At 73.4% G+C, this 19,954-nt stretch carries 20 protein-coding genes, 1 tRNA gene and 1 pseudogene; 11 read left to right on the top strand and 11 right to left on the bottom strand.

All coding sequences use genetic code 11. The features are described from left to right. Nucleotides 1–80 precede the first annotated feature (80 nt). A complete protein-coding gene (locus ET526_RS14105; protein WP_135468345.1) occupies nt 81–314 on the bottom strand; it encodes a hypothetical protein in 234 nt (77 codons plus the stop codon). Nucleotides 315–654: 340 nt separating this feature from the next. Here ET526_RS14105 and rho point away from each other — a divergent pair, with 340 nt between their 5' ends. The 3 genes from rho (at nt 655) to ET526_RS14090 (ending at nt 4,507) form a co-directional block, all read left to right on the top strand. After that, nucleotides 655–1,929, top strand: a complete 1,275-nt coding sequence (gene rho, locus ET526_RS14100) for a transcription termination factor Rho (RefSeq protein WP_135468344.1) — start codon at nt 655–657, stop codon at nt 1,927–1,929. A gap of 89 nt (nt 1,930–2,018) precedes the next feature. Continuing rightward, nucleotides 2,019–3,326 carry a DUF1800 domain-containing protein gene (locus ET526_RS14095; RefSeq protein ID WP_135468343.1) on the top strand — a complete coding sequence of 436 codons (1,308 nt, stop codon included), beginning with the start codon at nt 2,019–2,021 and terminating at the stop codon, nt 3,324–3,326. Next, complete coding sequence (locus ET526_RS14090; protein WP_135468342.1) at nt 3,323–4,507, top strand: DUF1501 domain-containing protein; 1,185 nt, start codon at nt 3,323–3,325, stop codon at nt 4,505–4,507. Before ET526_RS14095 ends, ET526_RS14090 begins: the two co-directional genes overlap by 4 nt. 26 nt (nt 4,508–4,533) lie before the next feature. On the opposite strand, the gene ET526_RS14085 is transcribed toward ET526_RS14090, so the two are convergent. The 4 genes from ET526_RS14085 to hemE are packed head-to-tail and all read right to left on the bottom strand — an operon-like array spanning nt 4,534 to nt 7,902. Continuing rightward, the gene (locus ET526_RS14085) at nt 4,534–4,986 is read right to left on the bottom strand and encodes a CopD family protein (RefSeq protein WP_135468341.1); all 453 of its coding nucleotides are present in this window, start codon (nt 4,984–4,986) and stop codon (nt 4,534–4,536) included. Next, entirely contained in the window at nt 4,983–5,675 is a 693-nt protein-coding gene (locus ET526_RS14080) for an HAD family hydrolase (RefSeq protein WP_135468340.1), read from the bottom strand. The genes ET526_RS14085 and ET526_RS14080 overlap by 4 nt, the downstream gene beginning before the upstream one ends. Next, a complete protein-coding gene (gene hemH, locus ET526_RS14075) occupies nt 5,672–6,796 on the bottom strand; it encodes a ferrochelatase (RefSeq protein ID WP_135468339.1) in 1,125 nt (374 codons plus the stop codon). The genes ET526_RS14080 and hemH overlap by 4 nt, the downstream gene beginning before the upstream one ends. Before the next feature lie 41 nt (nt 6,797–6,837). Next, a complete protein-coding gene (gene hemE / locus ET526_RS14070) occupies nt 6,838–7,902 on the bottom strand; it encodes a uroporphyrinogen decarboxylase (RefSeq protein WP_135468338.1) in 1,065 nt (354 codons plus the stop codon). Nucleotides 7,903–8,201: 299 nt separating this feature from the next. Here hemE and ET526_RS14065 point away from each other — a divergent pair, with 299 nt between their 5' ends. The 3 genes from ET526_RS14065 to ET526_RS14055 all read left to right on the top strand — a co-directional run bounded on the left by ET526_RS14065 (nt 8,202) and on the right by ET526_RS14055 (nt 10,530). After that, nucleotides 8,202–9,095, top strand: coding sequence for a pyruvate, water dikinase regulatory protein (locus ET526_RS14065; RefSeq protein WP_135468337.1), 894 nt, complete (start codon nt 8,202–8,204; stop codon nt 9,093–9,095). Beyond that, nucleotides 9,095–9,718: a Maf family protein gene (locus ET526_RS14060; RefSeq protein ID WP_135468336.1), complete on the top strand. Its 624-nt coding sequence runs from the start codon at nt 9,095–9,097 to the stop codon at nt 9,716–9,718. The genes ET526_RS14065 and ET526_RS14060 overlap by 1 nt, the downstream gene beginning before the upstream one ends. A 236-nt stretch (nt 9,719–9,954) precedes the next feature. Beyond that, complete coding sequence (locus ET526_RS14055; protein WP_135468335.1) at nt 9,955–10,530, top strand: hypothetical protein; 576 nt, start codon at nt 9,955–9,957, stop codon at nt 10,528–10,530. Nucleotides 10,531–10,591: 61 nt separating this feature from the next. Here ET526_RS14055 and ET526_RS14050 read toward each other — a convergent pair whose 3' ends face one another. Genes ET526_RS14050 through soxC form a run of 3 tightly spaced genes read right to left on the bottom strand, consistent with a single transcriptional unit; the run spans nt 10,592 to nt 13,125 of the window. Next, nucleotides 10,592–11,056 carry a DsrE family protein gene (locus ET526_RS14050; RefSeq protein WP_158295589.1) on the bottom strand — a complete coding sequence of 155 codons (465 nt, stop codon included), beginning with the start codon at nt 11,054–11,056 and terminating at the stop codon, nt 10,592–10,594. A 25-nt stretch (nt 11,057–11,081) separates the two neighbouring features. After that, nucleotides 11,082–11,852 carry a c-type cytochrome gene (locus ET526_RS14045; RefSeq protein WP_204623633.1) on the bottom strand — a complete coding sequence of 257 codons (771 nt, stop codon included), beginning with the start codon at nt 11,850–11,852 and terminating at the stop codon, nt 11,082–11,084. Further along, nucleotides 11,845–13,125, bottom strand: coding sequence for a sulfite dehydrogenase (gene soxC / locus ET526_RS14040; protein WP_135468334.1), 1,281 nt, complete (start codon nt 13,123–13,125; stop codon nt 11,845–11,847). The genes ET526_RS14045 and soxC overlap by 8 nt, the downstream gene beginning before the upstream one ends. A gap of 195 nt (nt 13,126–13,320) precedes the next feature. On the opposite strand from soxC, the gene ET526_RS14035 reads away from it, so the two are divergent. From ET526_RS14035 to ET526_RS14020, 4 genes are all read left to right on the top strand, one after another. Next, entirely contained in the window at nt 13,321–13,716 is a 396-nt protein-coding gene (locus ET526_RS14035; protein ID WP_135468333.1) for a c-type cytochrome, read from the top strand. A gap of 11 nt (nt 13,717–13,727) precedes the next feature. Then, complete coding sequence (locus ET526_RS14030) at nt 13,728–14,117, top strand: transcriptional regulator (RefSeq protein WP_204623632.1); 390 nt, start codon at nt 13,728–13,730, stop codon at nt 14,115–14,117. Next, a complete protein-coding gene (locus tag ET526_RS14025; RefSeq protein WP_135468332.1) occupies nt 14,114–14,614 on the top strand; it encodes a GlcG/HbpS family heme-binding protein in 501 nt (166 codons plus the stop codon). The genes ET526_RS14030 and ET526_RS14025 overlap by 4 nt, the downstream gene beginning before the upstream one ends. A 479-nt stretch (nt 14,615–15,093) precedes the next feature. After that, nucleotides 15,094–15,169, top strand: a tRNA-Glu gene (locus tag ET526_RS14020). Nucleotides 15,170–15,552: 383 nt separating this feature from the next. On the opposite strand, the pseudogene ET526_RS14015 reads toward ET526_RS14020, so the two are convergent. Then, a pseudogene (locus ET526_RS14015) lies at nt 15,553–16,914 on the bottom strand (IS5 family transposase). A 356-nt stretch (nt 16,915–17,270) separates the two neighbouring features. Here ET526_RS14015 and gcvA point away from each other — a divergent pair. Continuing rightward, a complete protein-coding gene (gene gcvA / locus ET526_RS14010; protein WP_135468331.1) occupies nt 17,271–18,200 on the top strand; it encodes a transcriptional regulator GcvA in 930 nt (309 codons plus the stop codon). Here gcvA and ET526_RS14005 read toward each other — a convergent pair. Beyond that, nucleotides 18,197–19,186, bottom strand: a complete 990-nt coding sequence (locus ET526_RS14005; RefSeq protein WP_135468330.1) for a Bug family tripartite tricarboxylate transporter substrate binding protein — start codon at nt 19,184–19,186, stop codon at nt 18,197–18,199. The genes gcvA and ET526_RS14005 overlap by 4 nt on opposite strands. A 38-nt stretch (nt 19,187–19,224) precedes the next feature. Beyond that, the gene (locus tag ET526_RS14000) at nt 19,225–19,953 is read right to left on the bottom strand and encodes an enoyl-CoA hydratase/isomerase family protein (protein WP_135468329.1); all 729 of its coding nucleotides are present in this window, start codon (nt 19,951–19,953) and stop codon (nt 19,225–19,227) included. Between the last annotated feature and the right edge of the window lies 1 nt (nt 19,954).

Below are 19,954 nucleotides of genomic sequence, written 5' to 3'. Positions count from 1 at the left end.
CATGGCGACAGCCCCATCGCTCCGGCCGCGGGGGCGGCGTGGCCCGCCCGGCCGGTTCCGGCCCCCGAGCGGGCGGGGTCCTACCCCTCGTGGCGGCCGCGCGGCGGCCCCGCGGTGGGGAGGGGCGCGAAGAGGCCGAGGCGGCGCCGCAGCGGCTCCAGCCGGCGCAGCGGCTGGCGCACCGCCCGCACGCAGTGCATGGCGCTCTCCCCGCTCGTCCCCGCGCTGGCGCGCCACAGCAGCGCGAGCCGCGACCATGCGCGCGAATCGGCGCGCAGCCGGCGGAGCCGCCGGCCGAGTTCGTCGCCGTCCATCGTTTCCTCCTTCCGACACGGAAGCTGAACGCGCGGGCGCGGCGCCGGTGGCGCGGGCCTTGAACGCGACCGGCCCTTCCACCATCTGCGCATTGACGGGCGGGGTCGTGGTGCTTAGGGTTGCGGCGCGTCTCCCCCGCGGTGGACGAAGCGGCCTGTCCGCCTCGCCATCAATCTCCCCTTCTTCTTTCGGGACAGCGCCGGCCGGCGGCGGAGGGCCACTCAGGGCCCGCGGCTTCCGGCACAGGCGACGGGCCGAGGCCCAGGCGCGGCGCCCCCGCGCCGGCGCCGGCCAACGGGAAGGGTCCCGGCCTCCCTTCGCATCCGGACGCGTTGCGCCATGCATCTCTCAGAACTCAAGTCCAAGAGCCCAGCCGACCTCCTCTCCTTCGCCGAGAGCCTGCAAATCGAGAACGCGTCCAACCTGCGCAAGCAGGACATGATGTTCGCGATCCTGAAGCAGCTCGCGGAGAACGACCAGGCGATCTACGGCGAGGGCACCCTCGAGATCCTGCCCGACGGCTTCGGCTTCCTGCGCAGCCCGCAGGCCAACTACCTGCCCGGGCCGGACGACATCTACGTCTCCCCCGCCCAGGTGCGCCGCTTCGGCCTGCGCACCGGCGACACGGTGGAGGGGCAGATCCGCGCCCCCAAGGACGGGGAACGCTACTTCGCGCTGCTCAAGGTCAACGCCATCAATTTCGAGCCGCCCGAGGCGCTCCGCCACCGCATCAATTTCGACAACCTGACGCCGCTCTACCCGAACCGGCGGCTGAAGATGGAGAACCCCGAGCTCGAATCGGTGGCGAAGGGGCCGACCAAGGACTACACGCACCGCGTCATCGACCTGATCGCGCCGATCGGCATGGGCCAGCGGGCGCTGATCGTGGCGCCGCCGCGCACCGGCAAGACGGTGATGCTGCAGAACATCGCCCGCAGCATCACCGCCAACCACCCCGACGTCTACCTCATCGTGCTGCTGATCGACGAGCGGCCGGAGGAAGTGACGGACATGGCCCGCACCGTGCGCGGGGAGGTGATCGCCTCCACCTTCGACGAGCCGGCGACGCGCCACGTGCAGGTGACCGAGATGGTGCTCGAGAAGGCGAAGCGCCTGGTCGAGCACAAGCGCGACGTGGTGATCCTGCTCGATTCGATCACCCGCCTCGGGCGCGCCTACAACTCCGTCGTGCCCTCCTCGGGCAAGGTGCTGACGGGCGGCGTGGACGCCAACGCGCTGCAGCGCCCGAAGCGCTTCTTCGGCGCCGCGCGCAACATCGAGGAGGGCGGCAGCCTCACCATCATCGCCACCGCGCTGATCGACACCGGCAGCCGCATGGACGAGGTGATCTTCGAGGAGTTCAAGGGCACCGGCAACTGCGAGATCGTGCTCGACCGCAAGCTCTCCGACAAGCGCACCTTCCCCGCCATCGACATCACCAAGTCCGGCACGCGGAAGGAGGAGCTGCTGGTGGACCGCGCGACGCTGGCCAAGATGTGGGTGCTGCGCCGCATCCTGAACCCGATGGGCACCCAGGACGCGATGGAGTTCCTGCTGGACAAGCTGAAGTACAGCAAGACCAACCAGGACTTCTTCGACGCGATGAACACCTGAGGGCGGGCCGGGGCGCCTGCCCCGGCCCCGTCACACTCCGTTACGCGCCGGCGGCGGAATTCGCCCCCGGGTTGTGCTAGGCAGGGCCCATGCCGCCCGCCGCCGGCCATGTCGCCGCCATCCGCTTCGGCCTCGGCCCGAGGCCCGGAGAGGTGCCGCCCGCCGATCCCCTCGCCTGGCTTGAGGCCCAGCTCGGCCCCGAGGCGCCGCTCCCCCCCGGCCCCAGCGCCGCCGACGGGCTGCGCGCCCGCCAGGCCGACGAGGAGGATCGCGCGGCGAATGGCGGCATGCCCCCCGGCCGCGGCCGCGTCCCCGCCCTGGCGCGGGAGGAGGCGCTGGCCTGGGCGCGCCGCCGCCTCGCCACCCCCCAGCCCTTCCGCGAGCGGCTGGTGGACTTCTGGATGAACCACTTCACCATCAGCCGCCGCGGGCCGCTGGTGAACGCGGTGGCCGGCGCCTACGAGCGCGAGGCGATCCGCCCCCACGTCACCGGCCGCTTCGCCGACATGCTGCTGGCCGTGGCGCGGCACCCGGCGATGCTGCTCTACCTCGACAATGCCGGCTCGGTCGGCCCTGCGAGCCCGGCCGGCCGGCGCGGCGGGCGCGGCCTGAACGAGAACCTGGCGCGCGAGATCCTGGAACTGCACACCCTCTCCCCGGCCGGCGGCTATACCCAGGCCGACGTGCAGGCGCTGGCGCGCCTCCTCACCGGCTGGAGCGTGGCGCTGCGCGCCGAGCCCTTCGGCTTCGTCTTCCGCGCCGCGGCGCACGAGCCGGGGGAGAAGCGCCTGCTCGGCCGCGTCTTCGGCCCCGGCGAGGCGGAGGGCGAGGCGGCGCTGCGCTTCCTCGCCACCCACCCCGCCACCTTCCGCCACCTCGCCACCCGCCTGGTGCGCCACTTCGTCGCCGACACCCCGCCCGAGGCGGCGGTGCGCGCGGTGGAGGGGCGGCTGCGCGACACCGGGGGCGACCTCGGCGAGGCGGCGCGGGCGCTGATCCGCCTGCCCGGCGCCTGGGAGCCGCCGCTCACCAAGCTGCGCGCGCCGGTGGACCACGTGCTCGCCGCCTGCCGCGCCCTCGGCCTGCCGGAGGAGCGGGCGGAGGCGGTGCCGGCCGGGCTCGCCGCGCTCGGCCAGCCGCTCTGGCGCGCGCCGCAGCCCAATGGCTGGCCCGACACCGCCGCCGAATGGGCGGCGCCCGAGGCGCTGATGCGCCGGGTGGACTGGGCCTACACCCTCGCCGGCCGCTTCGGCGCCGGGGCCGACCCGGCGGCGGTGGCCGAGCTGGCGCTCGGCCCCCTCATCCGGCCCGGGACGCTCGCCGCCATGGCCCGCGCCGGGGCGGTGCGCGACGCGCTGACGCTGCTCCTCGCCAGCCCGGAGTTCATGGCCCGATGAGCCTCCGCCCCACCCGCCGCGGCTTCCTGCTCGGCCTCGCCGCCACCGTCGCGGTCGGCCGCACCCGCATGGCCTTCGCCCGCCTGCCGGGGGAGCGGCGGCTGGTGGTGGTGATCCTGCGCGGGGCGCTGGATGGGCTCTACGCCGTGCAGCCCTACGGCGACCCGGCGCTGGCCGGGCTGCGCGGGCCGCTCGCCCTGCCCGAGCCGGGGCGGGAGGGGGGGCTGCTCGACATGGGCGGCTTCTTCGGCCTGCACCCGGCGCTGTCCGCCCTGCACGGCATGTACGCAGCGGGGGAGGCGCTGGTGCTGCACGCCGTCGCCGCCCCGCACCGCAGCCGCAGCCATTTCGAGGCGCAGGACCTGCTGGAGGGCGGGGCGCCCGAGCGCCTCTCCAGCGGCTGGCTGAACCGGGCGCTGGCCGCGGTGCCGAACCCGCCCGAGGCGCGGGCGGGGCTCGCCGTCGGCACCGGCGTGCCGCTGCTGCTGCGCGGTCCGACCCCGGTCGGCGCCTACGCCCCGCCCGGCTTGGCGCGGCCCTCCCCCGAACTGCTCGACCGGCTGGCGGCGCTGCACGCCGCCGACCCGCGGCTCGGCCCCGCCTTCGCGGAGGGGCTGCGCGCGCGCGGCTTCGCCGAGCAGGCGATGGGCGGCACGGCGGCCGGGCCCGAGCAGCGCGGCAGCTTCCCCGACCTCGCCGCCGCCGCGGCGAGGCTGCTCGCGGAGCCGCAGGGGCCGCGCGTGGCGGCGCTCGAACTCGGGGGCTGGGACACCCATACGGGGCAGGCGGCGCGGCTGCAGGGGCCGCTGCGGGCGCTGGATGCCGGGCTCGCCGCGATGAGGGAGGGCCTCGGCCCGCACTGGGCGCGCACCGCCGTGCTGGTGGTGACGGAGTTCGGCCGCACCGCCCGCGTCAACGGCAACAACGGCACCGACCACGGCACGGGCGGCGCCGCCTTCCTGCTTGGCGGCGCGGTGGCCGGCGGGCGGGTGCTGGCGGACTGGCCGGGCCTCGACGAGGCGGCGCTGTTCGAGGGGCGCGACCTCGCCCCGACGCTCGACCTCCGGCGCCTCGCCAAGGGGGTGCTGCGGGATCACCTGCTGCTGCCGCCCGCCGCGGTGGCGCAGGCCTTCCCCGGCAGCGACGCCGCCCCGCCGCTCGGCGGCCTGCTGCGGGGCTGAGGCGCGGCCCGCGCCGCCGGGCCGGGTCAGAACGGCTTCACGATCACCATGACGACGATGAGGATGAGCAGCACCGTCGGCAGCTCGTTCATCGCCCGCCAGTAGCGCTCCGAGCGCGGGCGCGCCTCCGCCGCGAAGCCGCGGCGGGCGGCGGCGAGGTGCATGTGGAACCAGGTCATGCCGAGGAAGCCGGCCATCTTCCCGTGCCACCACCCCGCCCGCCAGTCCACCACGCCGGGCGTCAGCACCAGGGCGAGGCCGAGGATCCAGGCCGCCGCCATGGCCGGGTTCATGATGCCGCGCAGCAGGCGCCGCTCCATGGTCTTGAACAGCTCGGAGGTCGCCGAGCCGGGCGCGACCCCGCTGTGGTACACGTAGAGCCGCGGCAGGTAGAACAGCCCCGCCATCCAGGCGAAGACGGCGAGCAGGTGCAGCGCCTTGGTCCAGGGGTAGAGGGGCGCCAGCGCCTCCACGCTCATGCCGCCGCCCCCCTCGCGCCGGCGAGGCCGAGGCGCGCCGGCAGCTCCGCCATGGCGGCGAGCGGCTCGGCGCCGATCGCCCGGAACACCGCCGCGTCGGTGCCGCGCGTGAGGCCGAGCACGCGGCAGCCGGCGGCGATGCCGGCCTTGGCGCCGAGCAGGCTGTCCTCCACCACCACGCAGCGCGCCGGGTCGGCGCCGCAGGCGCGCGCCGCGGCGAGGTAGAGGTCGGGCGCCGGCTTCGGCCGCGCCACCTCCTCGAAGCTGAAGGCCCGCCCGGCGAACAGGGGGGCGAGGCCGAGACGGGCGAGCTTCGCCGCCAGCTCCTCCCGTCCCGAATTGGAGGCGACCGCCACCGGCAGCCCCGCTGCCACCACCGCCCGGACCGCTTCCGGCGCCCCCGGCACCGGCTCCAGCTCCGCGGCGAGGCGGGCGGCGATGCGCCGCGCCAGCGCCGGCACCCAGCCCGGCGGCAGCCTGCCGACCCGCGCCTCGATCACCGGCAGCATGTCCGGCACCGCCATGCCGAGGAAGGTCTCCCGCGCCTGCTCGCCGGAAAGGCGCCAGCCGCGCATGGTGAGGTCCTCGGCCACCAGGCGGTTCACCAGCCCCTCGCTGTCGGCCAGCACGCCGTCGCAGTCGAACAGCACCGCGGCGGGCCGCGGCGGCGGACCGTCGTGAGGGCTCACGACGCGGCGTGCGCGGCGGCGCGCCCGGTCTCGCGCGCGCGGGCGTGCGGGCAGTCGCCGAAGGCGCGCGGGCACTGCCTGGCGCCGGCGAAGCTGCACAGGGCGCGGCCGGAGGCGCGGGCGCGCAGCACGAGGTCGCGCAGCGCGGCGATGAAGCCCGGGTCGCTGTTCTGCGCCGGCACGCGGAAATAGCCGGGCACGCCGAGCTTCTCCGCCTCGTGACGGTACTCGACGTCGAGCTCGACCAGGGTCTCGGAATGCTCGGAGACGAAGGCGATCGGGCAGACCAGCACCGCCACCTTGTCCTGCGCGGCGCGGGCGATCTCCTCCTCGGTCGAGGGGCCGATCCATTTCTGCGGCGTGACGCGGGACTGGTAGCAGATGGCATGGTCGAGCCCCGCGATGCCGAGGCGCTCCACCACGCGCTCCACCGTCCGCTCCACCTGCCACTGGTAGGGATCGCCCCGCTTCACGATGCTCTCGGGGAGGCCATGGGCCGAGAACAGCAGGCGCAGCCCCACCCCCGCGGGCAGGGCGGCGCGCGCCTCCTCGAGGGCGCGGCGGATCAGGGCGGTGGTGGCGGCGACGAAGCCGCCGTCGGAGTGCCAGCAGCAGAGGGTGGTGGTGGGCGCCGAGAGGCCGACGCGCGCGCAGGCCTCCTTCCAGGCGGCGATGCTGCTGCCGGTGGTGGTGGTGGAGAATTGCGGGTAGAGCGGCAGCAGCAGCACCTCGTCCGGCGCCCATTCCTTCACCGCCCGCGCCGCCGCCTCGCTCATCGGGTGCCAGTAGCGCATGGCGACGAAGCAGCGCGCCTCGACATCCTCCGCGGCCAGCGCCGCCTCCAGCGCCCGGCCCTGCGCCTCGGTCAGTTCGAGGAGGGGGGAGCGGCCGCCGAGCACGGCGTAGTTCTCGAGCGCCGGCCTGGTGCGCCGCCAGGCGATCAGCCGGCCGAGCAGCGGCCGCAGCGGCCCCGGCACGCGCAGGATGGCGGGGTCGGTGAACAGGTTCACCAGGAAGGGCCGCACCGCCTCCGGCCGGTCGGGCCCGCCGAGGTTGAACAGCACGATGGCGAGCCTGGGGCGGGCGGGGGCGGGGCGGGGGCTCGGGGCGGAATGGTTCATGCGGCCGGACATGACGTGCAACCGGCCGCGGTCAAGTGCGCCTACCCCGCCCGCACCAGCCGCACCAGCGCGGCGACGTGCTCGGGCGGCGTGGTCTTCTCGATGCCGTGGCCGAGGTTGAACACGAAGGGCCGGCCGCGCATCGCCTCGAGGATGGAGCGCGCCTCCGCCTCCAGCGCCGCGCCGCCGGCGATCAGCGCCAGCGGGTCGAGATTGCCCTGCAGCGCCTGGTCCGGCGCCACCGCGCCGGCGGCCCAGCGCGGATCCATGGCGGTGTCCATCCCGAGTGCCTGCACCCCGGTCCGCGCCGCGTACTCCGCCAGCATCGGCCCGGCCAGGCGCGGGAAGCCGATCAGCGGGATGCCGGGGGCGCGGCGGCGCACCGCCCGCGCCACCGCCTCGGTCGGCGCGATCACCCAGCGGCGGAACTGGGCGGGGGGCAGCAGCCCCGCCCAGGAGTCGAACAGCATCAGCGCCTCCGCCCCCGCCTCGGCCTGCGCCACGAGGTAGTCGGCGGTCGCCTCGGCCAGCAGGGCGATCAGGCGGCCGAACAGGTCCGGATCGGCATGGGCGAGGCGGCGGGTCTCGTGGAAGGCGCCGCCGCCGCGCCCGTCCACCATGTAGCAGGCGACGGTGAAGGGGCTGCCGGCGAAGCCGATCAGCGCCGTTCCCGGCGCCTCGGCCGCGAGCCCCGCGCGCACGCGCCGCACCGTCTCGAGGATCGGCGCCGCCCGCGCCAGCGCCTCTTGCGGGCGCAGCGCGGCGAGCCCCGCGGCATCCCGCACCGGGTCGAGCAGCGGTCCCTCGCCCTCGGCAAAGCGCAGCCCCTGCCCCATCGCCCAGGGGAGCATCAGGATGTCGGAGAACAGGATCGCCCCGTCGAAGCCGTAGCGGCGGATCGGCTGCAGCGTCACCTCGGCGGCGAGGTCGGGCGTGGTGCAGAGGGTGACGAAATCCCCCGCCCTCGCCCGCACGGCGCGGTATTCCGGCAGGTAGCGCCCGGCCTGGCGCATCAGCCAGACGGGCGGTGGCCACACCGCCTCCCCCCGCAGGCTGCGCGGCAGGGGCTTGTCGGGCGCCTGGGGATGGCGGGGATCGCTCGGCATCGCGCCCTCTCATCGCAGGAAAGAAGAAAGTCTGGAAGGTCGGGGTGGCGGTTGGGCCTGTGGATGACGGGGATGCATTCCCAGCCGGTTCCGTCCACAGCCCTGTCCACCGCGGGCGCGCCCGCCAGGGCGCTGATTCCGCGTCCGGAATCGCCGCCGTCCCGGACTCGCGCAGGGCGCCGCGCGGACCCGTCCCCGGCGGCGGCCGGCCCCGGCCTCTCCCCGGGATGCGATGCATCCCTGGGGGCGGGGCGGGGTTTTCCCCGCGATCCCCAGCCGCGCACGCTATTCTCCACCGCATGGCCCACCGCACCATCAACCTGCACCTGGTCTCCGACAGCACGGGCGAGACGCTGAACTCCATCGCCCGCGCCACCCTCGCGCGCTTCGACGGCCACCACGTCATCCCGCACCGCTGGAGCCTGATCCGCTCCCGCCTGCAGCTCGACCGGGTGCTGGAGGGGCTGCGGCACGAGCCGGGGCCGGTGCTGTTCACCCTGGTGGACCGCAGCCTGCGCCACGCGCTGGAGGAGGCGTGCGAGCGGCTCGGCGTGCCCTGCCTGTCCGTGCTCGATCAGGTGATGGAGCTGCTGCAGAGCCAGATCGGCGAGAAGGCGCGGGAGAAGCGGGCGGCGCAGCACGTGCTGGACGCCGACTACTTCCGCCGCATCGACGCCATGCACTTCGTGCTGGCGCACGACGACGGGCAGGGCGTGGCGGGCATAGCGGAGGCGGATGTGTGCCTGGTCGGCGTCTCCCGCTCCTCCAAGACGCCGACCTGCTTCTATCTCGCCAACCGCGGCATCAAGGCGGCCAACGTGCCGATCGTGCCGGGCGTGCCGCTGCCGCCCGAACTCGACGACCCGCCCTGCCCGGTGGTAGGGCTGACCATCGAGACCCACGCGCTGATCGAGATCCGCCGCCACCGGCTGCGGCTGATCGGCGCCGGCGGGGTGCGGCAGGACACGAGCCAGTACGTGGACCCGGAATCGGTGAAGGCGGAGATCCTGGCGGCGCGACGGATCTGCGCGCAGCGCGGCTGGCCGGTGATCGACGTGACGCGGCGCAGCATCGAGGAGACGGCGGCGACGGTGCTGCAGCTCATGGAGGCCTGGCACGCCCGGCGCGGCCGCGCCGCGGCGCCGATGCCGCACGACCCCGCCGCCGCGGTGCTGGGCGGGGGGGCGCCGTGATGCTGCAGCGGCCGGAACCGCGCCTCGTCCTCGCCTCCGCCTCCACCGCCCGCCGCGCGGTGCTGGAGGCGGCGGGGCTCGCCGTGGAGGTACGGGCGGCGGCGGTGGACGAGGCGGCGATCAAGGAGAGCGCCCGCGCCGAGGGCCTGCCCGCCGCCGAGACGGCACTGCTGCTGGCCGAGGCCAAGGCGCGCCGCATCGCGGCGCGGGAGCCGGAGGCGCTGGTGATCGGCGCCGACCAGATGCTGGTCTGCGACACCGGCGAGGGCCCGCGCTGGTTCGACAAGCCCGCGGACATGGCAGATGCGCGCGCGCAGCTTCTTGCGCTGCGCGGGCGGTGGCACGAACTGGTCACCGCCGTGGTGTGCTGGCGGCATGGCGGGCGGGTGTGGCAGCACGTGGCGCGGCCGCGCCTCGCCATGCGCGACTTCTCCGAGGCCTTCCTCGACGCCTATCTGGCGGTGGAGGGGGAGCGGGTGCTGGCCTCGGTCGGCGCCTGCCGGCTGGAGGGGCCGGGCGCGCAGCTCCTGCGCGCGGTCGAGGGGGAGTATGCGGCGATCCTCGGCCTGCCGCTGCTGCCGCTGCTCGACTTCCTGCGCGGGCATGGGGTGCTGCTGCGCTAGAGCGGATCGCGGAGCGCCGGAACCGGCCGGGAGCGCGGCTGGCGGAGCGGCCCTGGTGCCCGATCCGCGCCGCGGAATGCCGGGACGACGGCGGGCGTCGATGGCGTGGAGGGGCGCCGAGCCCTAAACACGATAGAAAAGATTACGATATACAATCTTAGGTTGACGATCCGTCCAGGAATCACAAGATCGTGCGCAAGCCGGCGGCACCGACCCCCGGCGACAGGGGAGCAGTCATGGGGATCGAGCAGCGGCCCGGCGGCCTCGCCGGCCAGGGGGGGGAGCGCGCCGAGGCCGGCCGGCGCGCCCGGGCGGCGGTGCCGGCGGCGCTGCTGGCCGGGCGGGTACCGGGGCTGCGCGGCCACCTCCAACTCGCCGCCGAGAACGAGGGCTGCACCGCCTGGTGCGGGCCGGCGGCGCTGGCCCTCGCCACCGGGCGCAGCTACGCCGGGGCCTGCGACCTGCTGCGCGCCATCGCGCCCGACTGGTACCCCCCGGCGGCGCCGATCGTCACCGCCTACTGGCGGGACCTGCTGGCGGCGCTGGACGCCGCCGGGGTGCCGCACGCGCCGCTCCCCCTGCCGGAGCGGCGCCCGACGCTGCTCGGCCTCGTGCGCGGCGGCCTGCCCGCGGGCTGGTACCTGCTGCGGGTGACCGACCACTTCCTGCTGCTGCGCAGCCTGGGCTTCGGCCTCGCCGCGCTGCACGACAATCGCCACACCGCCGCGCTGGTCACCGGCCGCACGCACGGGCGGCGGAAGGTGACGCACGGCGTGCGGCTGCTGCGCGGGCCGAGCCTGCTACCGCCCTGACGGCGGCTGCCGCTGGCCGTCCTTGCCTTCGCGCGGCTGCGTCCGGCTGCCGCCGGCCGCGTCACACCTTGATGTAGGCGAAGCCCTGGTGCTGCAGCCGGGCAAGCTGGGCGACGCCGCTCTCGACCAGGTCGTCCTCCGCGGCGTCGTACAGCTCCTCGAGCCTTATGTCGTCGAGGCGCAGCGTGATGCGGCAGATCTCGAAGCGCACGCCGGCGAGCTTCAGCTCGTCCACGCTGGCCGCGATCTGCGGGTCCTGCCGCGCCGCCTCGCGCAGCAGGCCGAGGCCGGCGCCGTGCATCACCACGCGCAGATCGTGGCCCTCGGGCGGCAGCACGCTCAGGTGGTTGCGCAGGTTGCGCAGGAGCTGGCGGTAGTAGCGGAAGCCCTCCCCGCCCGGCTGGTTGAGGTGATAGACGATCCGCTCCTTGGCCGGTGCCGCCTGCGCCGCCGCGGTGGCGGCGGCCGTGCCCGCCGCGGCCAGCGCCGTGAGACCGGCCGCCCTGCGTCCGATGGTCCTGCGCATTGTCCTGTCTCCTCCCTCCGCCCGGTCACTGCGGCTCCGAGAAGCCGGAGCCGGAGCCGGGCTCCACGAAGCGGCGGCTGTCCATCGTCACCGTCACCGGCCGGCCCTGCCGGCAGCCCTGCATGCAGGCCTCGTCGGGCGTGTCCGGCCGCTCCTCCAGCACGAAGCCGTCGCGGTTCGGCATGCGCAGCGCGCGCAGCCCCTCGGCGTCGAGCTCGGCCTCCTCGGGCAGCAGCTCGTTCAGGTGCAGCACATAGGCGGTGATGGCATAGTACTCGTCGTTGGAGAGGCTCATCGGCGCCTGGTAGGGCATGGCGCGGCGGATGTAGTCGAACACCACCGGCGCGTGCGGCCAGTAGCTGCCGACGGTGCGCCGCGGCTGGTCGGTGTTCAGGCTGCCGCGGCCGCCGATCAGCGCCGGCCAGCGCTCCAGCCCCTCGCCGAAATCGCCGTGGCAGGCGGCGCAGTGCTGCACGTAGAGCTCCTCGCCGTCGCGCACCGTGCCGCGGCCGGGCGGCAGGCCCTCGCCGTCGCCGCGCACGTCGATGTCCCAGCCCGCGATCTCCTCCGGGCTCGCCGGCCTGCCGATGCCGGGGATGGGCGGGGGCAGCGCGCCGGCGATGCCGGGCGGCGCCGGCCAGGGCGCGAAGGGGCCCGCGGCGGCGCCGCTCTCCGGCAGCGGGAAGGGGCGGTAGAGCGCGTCCCACCTGTCCGCGCCGCTGGGCGGCTGCGCCATGGCGAGGCCCGCCGCCGCGGCGAGCAGCAGGGCACCGAGCAGCGGTGCCGCCCTAGTCATCGATCTGCACATTCACCACCGTCCCGTCGGGCTCGACCAGCCAGGTGTGGATCGCGTTCCTGTGGTAGATGCTCTCCACCCCACGCGCGCGGCGCAGCGCGGTGATGGTCGGCTGCACGCGTCCCGTCTCGTCCATGGCGCGGGACTGCAGGAAGGCGCGCTCGCCCTCCCGCCACTCCCAGGGGATGCGGAAGCGCGTCAGCGCCTTGTCCAGCACCGGCTCCTGAAGCTGCGCCGTGCGCCAGGTGTCGCCGCCATCCACCGAGACGTCCACGCGCGCGATGCGCCCCGCCCCGCTCCAGGCGAGGCCGGCGATCTCGACGAAGCCGGGGCGGCCGTTCAGCGGCTTCTCCGGGCAGGGGAAGGTGATGACGCTGTTCACCTCGTTGACGAAGGTGAATTTCCGCGCCCGCCCGTCCGGCATCAGGTCGGTGTAGTGGCGCGTCTCCTCGCGGTGATACCAGGGGCGGTCGCCCACCTCGATGCGGCGCAGCCACTTGACCCAGACATTGCCCTCCCACCCGGGCACCACGAGCCGCACCGGATAGCCCTGCTGCGGCCGCACCGCCTCGCCGTTCTGGCCATAGGCGACGATGATGTCGTCGAGCGCCTTGGCGATGGGGAGGGAGCGCGTCATCAGGCTGGCGTCGCCGCCCTCGGCCAGCAGCCAGGAAGCGTTGGGCCGGAGCCCGGTCTGCGCCAGCAGGAGCTTGAGCGGCACGCCCGTCCATTCCGAGCAGGAGAGCATGCCGTGCGTGTACTGCACGCCCGACATCTGCGCGCCGCGCCACTCCATGCCGCCATTCGCCGGGCACTCGATGAAGTGGATGCGCGAGACCGAGGGCAGGCGCTTCAGGTCCTCGAGGGTGAACAGCAGCGGCCGCTCCACGAGGCCGTGGATCATCAGCCGCCAGTCCGCCGGGTCCACCTCCGGCACGCCGCCGTGGTGGCGCTCGAAATGCAGGCCGGAGGGGGTGATGATGCCGTGCATCTCGGCCAGCGGCGTGAAGGAGACGGAGGACTGCCGGTCCTGCGTCAGCCAGGGCACGTAGCGGCGCAGCACATGCGCCTCGTGCCGGCTCGGCGTGCCGTAGGCCTCCTCGATCACGCCGGGGCCGAGGCTGCGCGACCACTCGGGCGGGTTGGGCGGCAGGTTGTCCGGATTGCCCGCCGCCGCGCCGCGGGCGAGGGAGGCGGCGCCGAGCGTGCCCGCCGCCGCCTTCAGCATCCCGCGCCGCGACGCGGCGCCTGGTGATGGCTGCCGATGCGCCATGCCTTCCTTGTCTCCTCCGCGCCATCCGGGGCGGACGCCGCCGCCGCGGCATGTCCTCCCCGAGGCGTGTGCTTTACATCTCCAGCCGTTGCGCCATCCTGGCGGTGTCGGTCGTCCAGGCCCTGGCGCGTGTCAGACGCGCGAAGGCGCGGTTTCATTCCCCCGCTTCCCGCGGGCCAAGGAGGACCCAGGTTCATGGCTTTCCGATCCACCCTCGCCGTCACGCTCGCCCTGGCGCTGGCCGCCCCCGCGGCGGCGCTGGCCCAGGACCCGGCGGCGGGGCAGCGCGTGTTCAACCAGTGCCGCGCCTGCCACACCGTCGAGCAGGGCGGGCGCAACGGCGTCGGCCCCAACCTGCACGGCGTGTTCGACCGCAAGGCCGCGGCGGTCGAGGGCTTCCGCTATTCCCGCCCGATGCAGCAGAAGGCCGAGGAAGGCCTGACCTGGACCGAGGACAACCTGCGCGCCTACATCGCCAACCCGCGCGCCGTCGTGCCCGGCGGCACCATGGCCTACGCGGGGCTGCGCAACGAGCAGCAGATGAACGACCTGATCGCCTATCTCCGCCAGGCCACCGGCGCGGCCAACTGAGCGGGCCGGCGATGCGGCGGCGCCTCCTCCTCCTTCTCCCCGTCCTCGCGTTCCGCCCGGCGCGGGCGGCGGAGCGGGAGGGCGCTGCCCTGGTCATGCTCGAACGCCACGACTGCCCCTGGTGCCGCCGCTGGCTGCGTGAGGTGGGGGAGGAGGGGTGGAACGCCTCCGACCTCGGCCGCCGCGCGCCGCTGCGGCGCGTGGACGTGGCGCGCGGCCTGCCGCCCGATCTCGGCTTCATCGCCCACTGGCGCTTCACGCCCACCTTCGTGCTGGTCCGGGAGGGGCGCGAGGTCGGGCGCATCATCGGCTACCAGGGCGCGCTGTTCTTCTGGCAGCAGGCGGAGGCGCTGCTGGCCAGGCTGCCGCCCGACACCCCGGAGGAGGAGGAACGGAAATGAGGAAGCCGCTGCCGATCGCGGCCGCCGCGCTGCTGGCCCTGGCGCCGGCCGCCGGGGCGCGCGGGGAGGATTTCACCACCTTCCGCGTCATGTCGCCGCCGCTCGCGCTCGCGCTGGCGCAGGCGGCGCTGAAGGCCTGCCACGACCGCGGCTACCAGGTGGCGGTCGCGGTGGTGGACCGCTTCGGCGTGCCGCAGGTGATGCTGCGCGACGCGCTGGCCGGCCCGCACACGCCGGACACCGCCATCGCCAAGGCGCGCACCGCGGTGAGCTTCCGCGCCGCGACCGAGGAGCTCTCCGCCGCCACCCAGGCGGGGCAGATCAACTCCGCCATCCGCCACATCCCGGGCTACGTCTTCCTCGGCGGCGGCGTGCCGGTGGAGGGGGGCGGGGCGATCGTCGGCGGCGTCGGCGTCTCCGGCGCGCCGGGCGGGCCGGAGGACGACGCCTGCGCCCGCGCGGGCATCGAGGCGGTGGAGGAGCGGCTGCTGATGTGACGGCAGGCGCCCGGACGGCGCGCATGCCTGGCGACCTGAGGCGTTGCCGGCTGTCGCGGACCCGGAGGTCGCCGGTCGACACAAGCCCGGATGGTGGCGCCGTTCATCGGGTGGTCGAGGACCAGCCGACCCGCGACCAGCATTCGGGTCTTCCGGTGCCCGCGCGGCGCGGCGGCCACGAACCCTGGCGCGCGGGCTGTGCCCCTGTCGCCAGCCATGGTCGTGCCGAAGCCGGTCTCGTCGAGAAGGACCAGGCGGGCGGCGGCCGCGTCCGCGCGCTCCTGCTCCGTCGCGGCACGCCATCGTCGCCCTGGCTCCAGCATCGGAGGGGGATCCGGAAGCCATATCCGCGGCCTTGCCAAGAAATTCGAAGCTATTGGGGCTTATCGAACCGACCTATCCATTGATCCATTTTATGCCAGATTCCATATCCCAGGTGTTGATGGGGATCACCCTTCCCTGTAAAGCGACGGCCGCGAGTCCCCTTCGTCTAGAGGCCTAGGACACCGCCCTCTCACGGCGGCAACACGGGTTCGAATCCCGTAGGGGACGCCATTTCTCCAAACAAACTCGCTCTCCGGTTGGCAAGCAGCCACGCTGAACCGCAGGTTTGGCCTGAGGAGGGGCGGTAGCCTTGGGAATGCCGGGGCCACGGACGGCCGGAAATCTCTCTCCAGACCTAGGAGTTTGGTCAGTATACTCCCAAGGTGATATTCCAGACAAATCAAAAGCTTGAAAAGCCGACTAAGGCTGAGGGTCTGAATCCCGTCTGAGACGCCAGTTCGCCTGCGAGATTTGCTCTCTAATGGGCAGCCAAATGCCTGGAGTCGCAGGTATCCTGAGCCTCTCGGCGAAAACCCCAGCACTCCGCGTGTCTCGTAGGGGCGGCAGTTCGGTCTCCCGCCGGCCTTAATTAGTCGCCCGTGAAGAACGTGGGTTCAGGCGGCCGCCGGTCGCGGTAGGCGGACTGTGCCGGTCCAGTGCGGTGCCGAGAGCAGGCCGAGCAGGAGCGCCAGAAGCCGGGCCAGCCACCACCGAAGCAGGCGGAGGTTGTGCCCTGCGGCGGCGAGGACGACGTTGACGGCGTCGCCCTCGACACCGCGCAGGAAGTTGCGGCCGAGGTGGCCGTCCTCCTTCATGTGGCCGATCACAGGCTCGGAGCCGTTGCGGCGGCGCAGCTCGCGGCGAATGGTCGGTGTGACGCCGCGCCTCTGGCGGGAGATGAAGACCCGCCCCTTGTCGGCGTCGTGGCCGCGGTAGCCGCGGTCGACGTAGGCGCGCTCGATGCCGACGCCGGCGACGCGCTCGGTCTGGGCGATCTGGGCCGCTAGGGTGTGCCCGTCATACGGGTTGCCGGGCAGCGCGCGCGTGCCGACGACGAACTGCCCGCCCGGCGCGACGGCGTTGGTGGTGGCGACCGAGACTTTGCAGCCGAACTCGAAGCGCGCATGCGCTTTGCCCTTGCCGATTCACTCCACCTCCGGCGCGTGCAGCGAGTAGAGCTTCTCGCGGCCGCGATCCTCGCGCCGCTGCCGCAGCAGCCGGGCGACGAGGCCGAGCGGCCCGGCGAAGGCGGCCTCCGCGGCGGCGCTGCCGGCGATCTTGCGGCCGATGTCGCGGAACAGGCGGCCGAGCCAGGTGCGCAGCTGCCGGACGTGCCGCTCGGCCTGGCGGGGGCGGCCCGAGTGGATCAGCTTCGCGGCTTCGCGCCGGGCGCGCTTCGCCACGCGCAGGTAGGACTGCCGCAGCCAGATCCCCTGCCGCCGTGCCAGGCGGCCGAGGATCTCGATGCCGCGGTGGAGCAGCTTTCTGTCCGTCGGATGCGTCACCGCCTTCGGCTGGACGGTGGTGTCGATGGTGACGCGCCGGAGGTGTTTCTCCTCCACCGCGCCACCGCGCTGTGCCGCGGCCAGGCTCTCGGCCCGCAGCACCTCCAGCCGCTCGGGCCCGATGCGTCGGCGCCAGCGCGTCATCGAGGAGCGGTCGAGCGGCAGGGCGTGCCGGAAGTAAGTCTCGCCGCAGAAGAGCTGCCCGTAGGGGCTGTCGAGGTAGCGCGCGCAGACCGCCTCGTCGGAGAGCCCGTCCATGTGCTTCAGCAGGTGCAAGCCGACCATCAGCCGTGTCGGCAGGCCGGGACGACCGATCGCATCGGTGTAGAGCGCCCCGAACTCCGCTTCGAACCGGCCCCACTCGATCAGCCCGGCCAAGCGCACCAGCGGGTGTCGCGGATCCACCAGGTTCTCCAGCCGTGCCTGGAAGAGGTCCTCCTGCGGCTCGGCCTGGGGCTGCTTGGGGCGCATCGACGGGCTCCCGTTCAGGGTGCCGCCGACCGAATCACGCCTCGTCCGGTCCCGCAACGCACAGCTGGGTTTGCAAGGTTCTGCCCCTCGCTCCGGGCCGAACCTGCAAAACCGGATACTTCCCGACCGCCAAAATCGCAGAAAGCCAGCACTTTCAGCCTATTTCACGGATGACGAGCTTCGTCGCGGAGGTGGAGATCGATCTGCCGAACCTCGCCCCCGGGGCCGAGCACCTGTTCGATACTGGGGGTTCCCTCGGTTGCGATGAACCTTTATCTCTAAACGGAACTATAGGCTGCGATCTCTGCCGCACCTGACACCATTCTCGACAGCCTTCGTGACCGTGAGCGGTGCACATGCCAAGCCGTAAGCTTCCCCCGCTGAACGCCGTGCGGGCCTTCGAGGCGGCAGGGCGGCATGTGAGCTTTACCAAGGCGGCGGCCGAGCTGCACGTCACGCATGGGGCCATCAGCCGCCAAGTGGCGCAGCTCGAGGCCTGGCTTGGCACCGCGCTCTTCCTGCGGCGGCCCTCGCAGCTCTCGCTGACGCCGGCAGGCCGCCGCTATCTCGCGGAGGTGACAGCAGCGCTGGACCGGCTTGCGGTCGCCTCTCTGCATCTGCGCGAGGAGGCACCACGGAGCACGTTGCACGTGAGCGCACCGCCTACCTTCACCATGCGCTGGATGATCCCGCGTCTCTCGGGCTTCCAGCGCGAGCGCCCGGGGGTGGAGGTTCGCATGACCACCGGCATCGACGCCGTGCGCTTCGAGGCAGGGGGCTATGATGTCGCCATCCGCGGGGGGCAGGCGCCGCTGCCGGGCTGCATCTCAATACCCTTTATGACCGAACTGATCCTGCCCGTCTGCGACGCCGCGCTGGCCGAGCGAGGCCGGTTACGCACGCCGGAGGACCTCGCCGCGCATACCCTGATCAGCTACACGACCGAGCCCTATGGCTGGGCTGACTGGCTGACGGCCGTCGGGCTCGAAGGGCTGCGCCCCGCCGGCACGCTGCGATTCGAGCAGATGTTCTTCGCCCTGCAGGCGGCGGCCGAGGGGCTGGGCGTGGTGCTGGTGCCGGTGTTCCTGGCAATCGACGACATCCTCGCTGGCCGGCTCTGCGCTCCCTTCGGTCCGCTGGCTGCGCGGCGCCGGCGCTACTACGCGCACGCCGCCCGCCGGAGCCCGGCGGTAGACACCCTGATCAAGTGGCTTCTTCGGGAGGGGCGCGCCACGGAGGAGGCCATGGATGCCTGGGCGAAGAGCGCGCCGCTCCCGCAGACCTAATCGAGCGTCACTCCGCTGCGGCGCACCACCTCGCCCCAGCGGACGAACTCCTCGCGCATGTAGGCAGCCGCCTCGTCGGGGCTCGCACTGTAGCGCGGGATGGCGCCGATGGTCAGCAGCCGGTGCTCGATCTCGGGCACGCGCATGGTTCGCTCGATCGCCGTGTGGGTCTGTTGCAACAGCTCGCGCGGCACGCCCGCCGGATAGATCACCATCAGCCAAGTGACGGCGTTGAAGCCCGCGAAGCCTTGCTCCTGGAAGGTAGGCACATCGGGCAGCATCTCCAAGCGGCGGCTGGTGCCCGCGGCCAGCGCGCGCAGTCGGCCGGCCTGGATGTGCGGGAGGGTGGAAGCCACCGTCTCAAGCGCCAGCTGCACCGTGCCGGTCATTACGTCCGTCACGCCCAGCGCGCTACCGCGATATGGCACGTGGGTGATGGCGAGCCCGCCTGCGAGGCGCTTGAACTCCTCCATTGCGAGGTGGGAGACGGTGCCATTGCCGGAGGAGGCGTTGCTCAGCCTGTCGGGGTTGGCGCGGGCGTAGCGGACCAACTCCTCCAGGTTGCGCACTGGAAGCCGCGGATTGCAGACGAGCACGAAAGGCAAATCCGCCATCAGCCCCACCGCGTCGAAGTCGCGCAGCGTATCGTAAGCGACGTTGCGGTAGAGGTGCGGGTTGGTCGCCAGCGCTGACATGTGCGCGAGCATCATGGTCGTGCCGTCTGGCGCGGCGCGCGCCACCTGGCCGAGCGCTATGCTGCCGCCCTGGCCGGGGCGGTTGTCAACGATGAACACGTCGCGCGAGCCCTCGGCCATGCGCTCGGCCCAGAGGCGCGCGACAATGTCCGTCGCCTGTCCGGCAGGGAAGCCGACCACGATGCGGATGGTGCGGCCGCCGGCCCCCTGCGCCCGCGCGGGCGATGGCGCGAACAGCGCGGCCGTGCCCCCAAGGAGCAGGCCGCGGCGGGGAAGAGTGGATCCAGACATGTTCCTCTCCTGTCTCGTTGTGGTGGGGTCGCCTGCGATCAATGCGCAGGGCGCTTCATCGCGGCCGCGGTGTTGACAAGCGAGTGCAGGCTGCGCGCGTAGTCGGTGGCGCCCTGCTCGTCCATGCGCGGAGCGACGCGCAGATACTCCTTCAGGCCAAAGATCGCAGGGCGCGGGCGGGCGAGCACCGTGGCGCAGAAGCGCTCCACCTCCGCCACAAGCGTCGTCTCGGGCACCACTTGGCTGACGATGCCGTACTCAAGCGCACGCTTGGCGCCGATGAATTCCGCTCCGTAGGCCATCCAGAGGATGGCGTTGCGGTTCACACGATCACACAGCGCGGACATCACCATGGTCGGCATCACGTTGTGCGTGATCTCGGGGATGTTGAAGCGCGCTGTGTCAGCGGCGAAGGAGACGTCGCACAGCGCGGCGACCGCCGTACCGTAACCCATGGCGCGGCCGGCGATTCTCGCGATCACCGGCACCTGCGCGTTGCGAATGGCGCGATAGCTGTTGAACACGCCATCGTATTCCGGTCGGCGCGCATAGGCCTCGGGCGCGGGCGGGCCGGGGAAGTCACGCACGCGCCCGGTGCAGAAATCAGGCCCTGCGCTGGTCAGCAGCACCGCCTCGGAGGTCTCGTGTGCCTTCGCAAGCGTCTTGGCCAGCGTGGCGGCCATGCTGTCGGTGACGCCGCCATCCTCGCGCGCGAAGGTGATGCGTAGCAGGCGGCCGTCCTGCACGATGTGGAGGGCTTCGCTCATT

It is taken from the genome of Crenalkalicoccus roseus, from assembly GCF_004761865.1.
Taxonomy (GTDB): domain Bacteria; phylum Pseudomonadota; class Alphaproteobacteria; order Acetobacterales; family Acetobacteraceae; genus Crenalkalicoccus; species Crenalkalicoccus roseus.
Note: the sequence above shows the minus strand (reverse complement) of the source record. Positions and strands in the feature narration are given on the sequence as shown.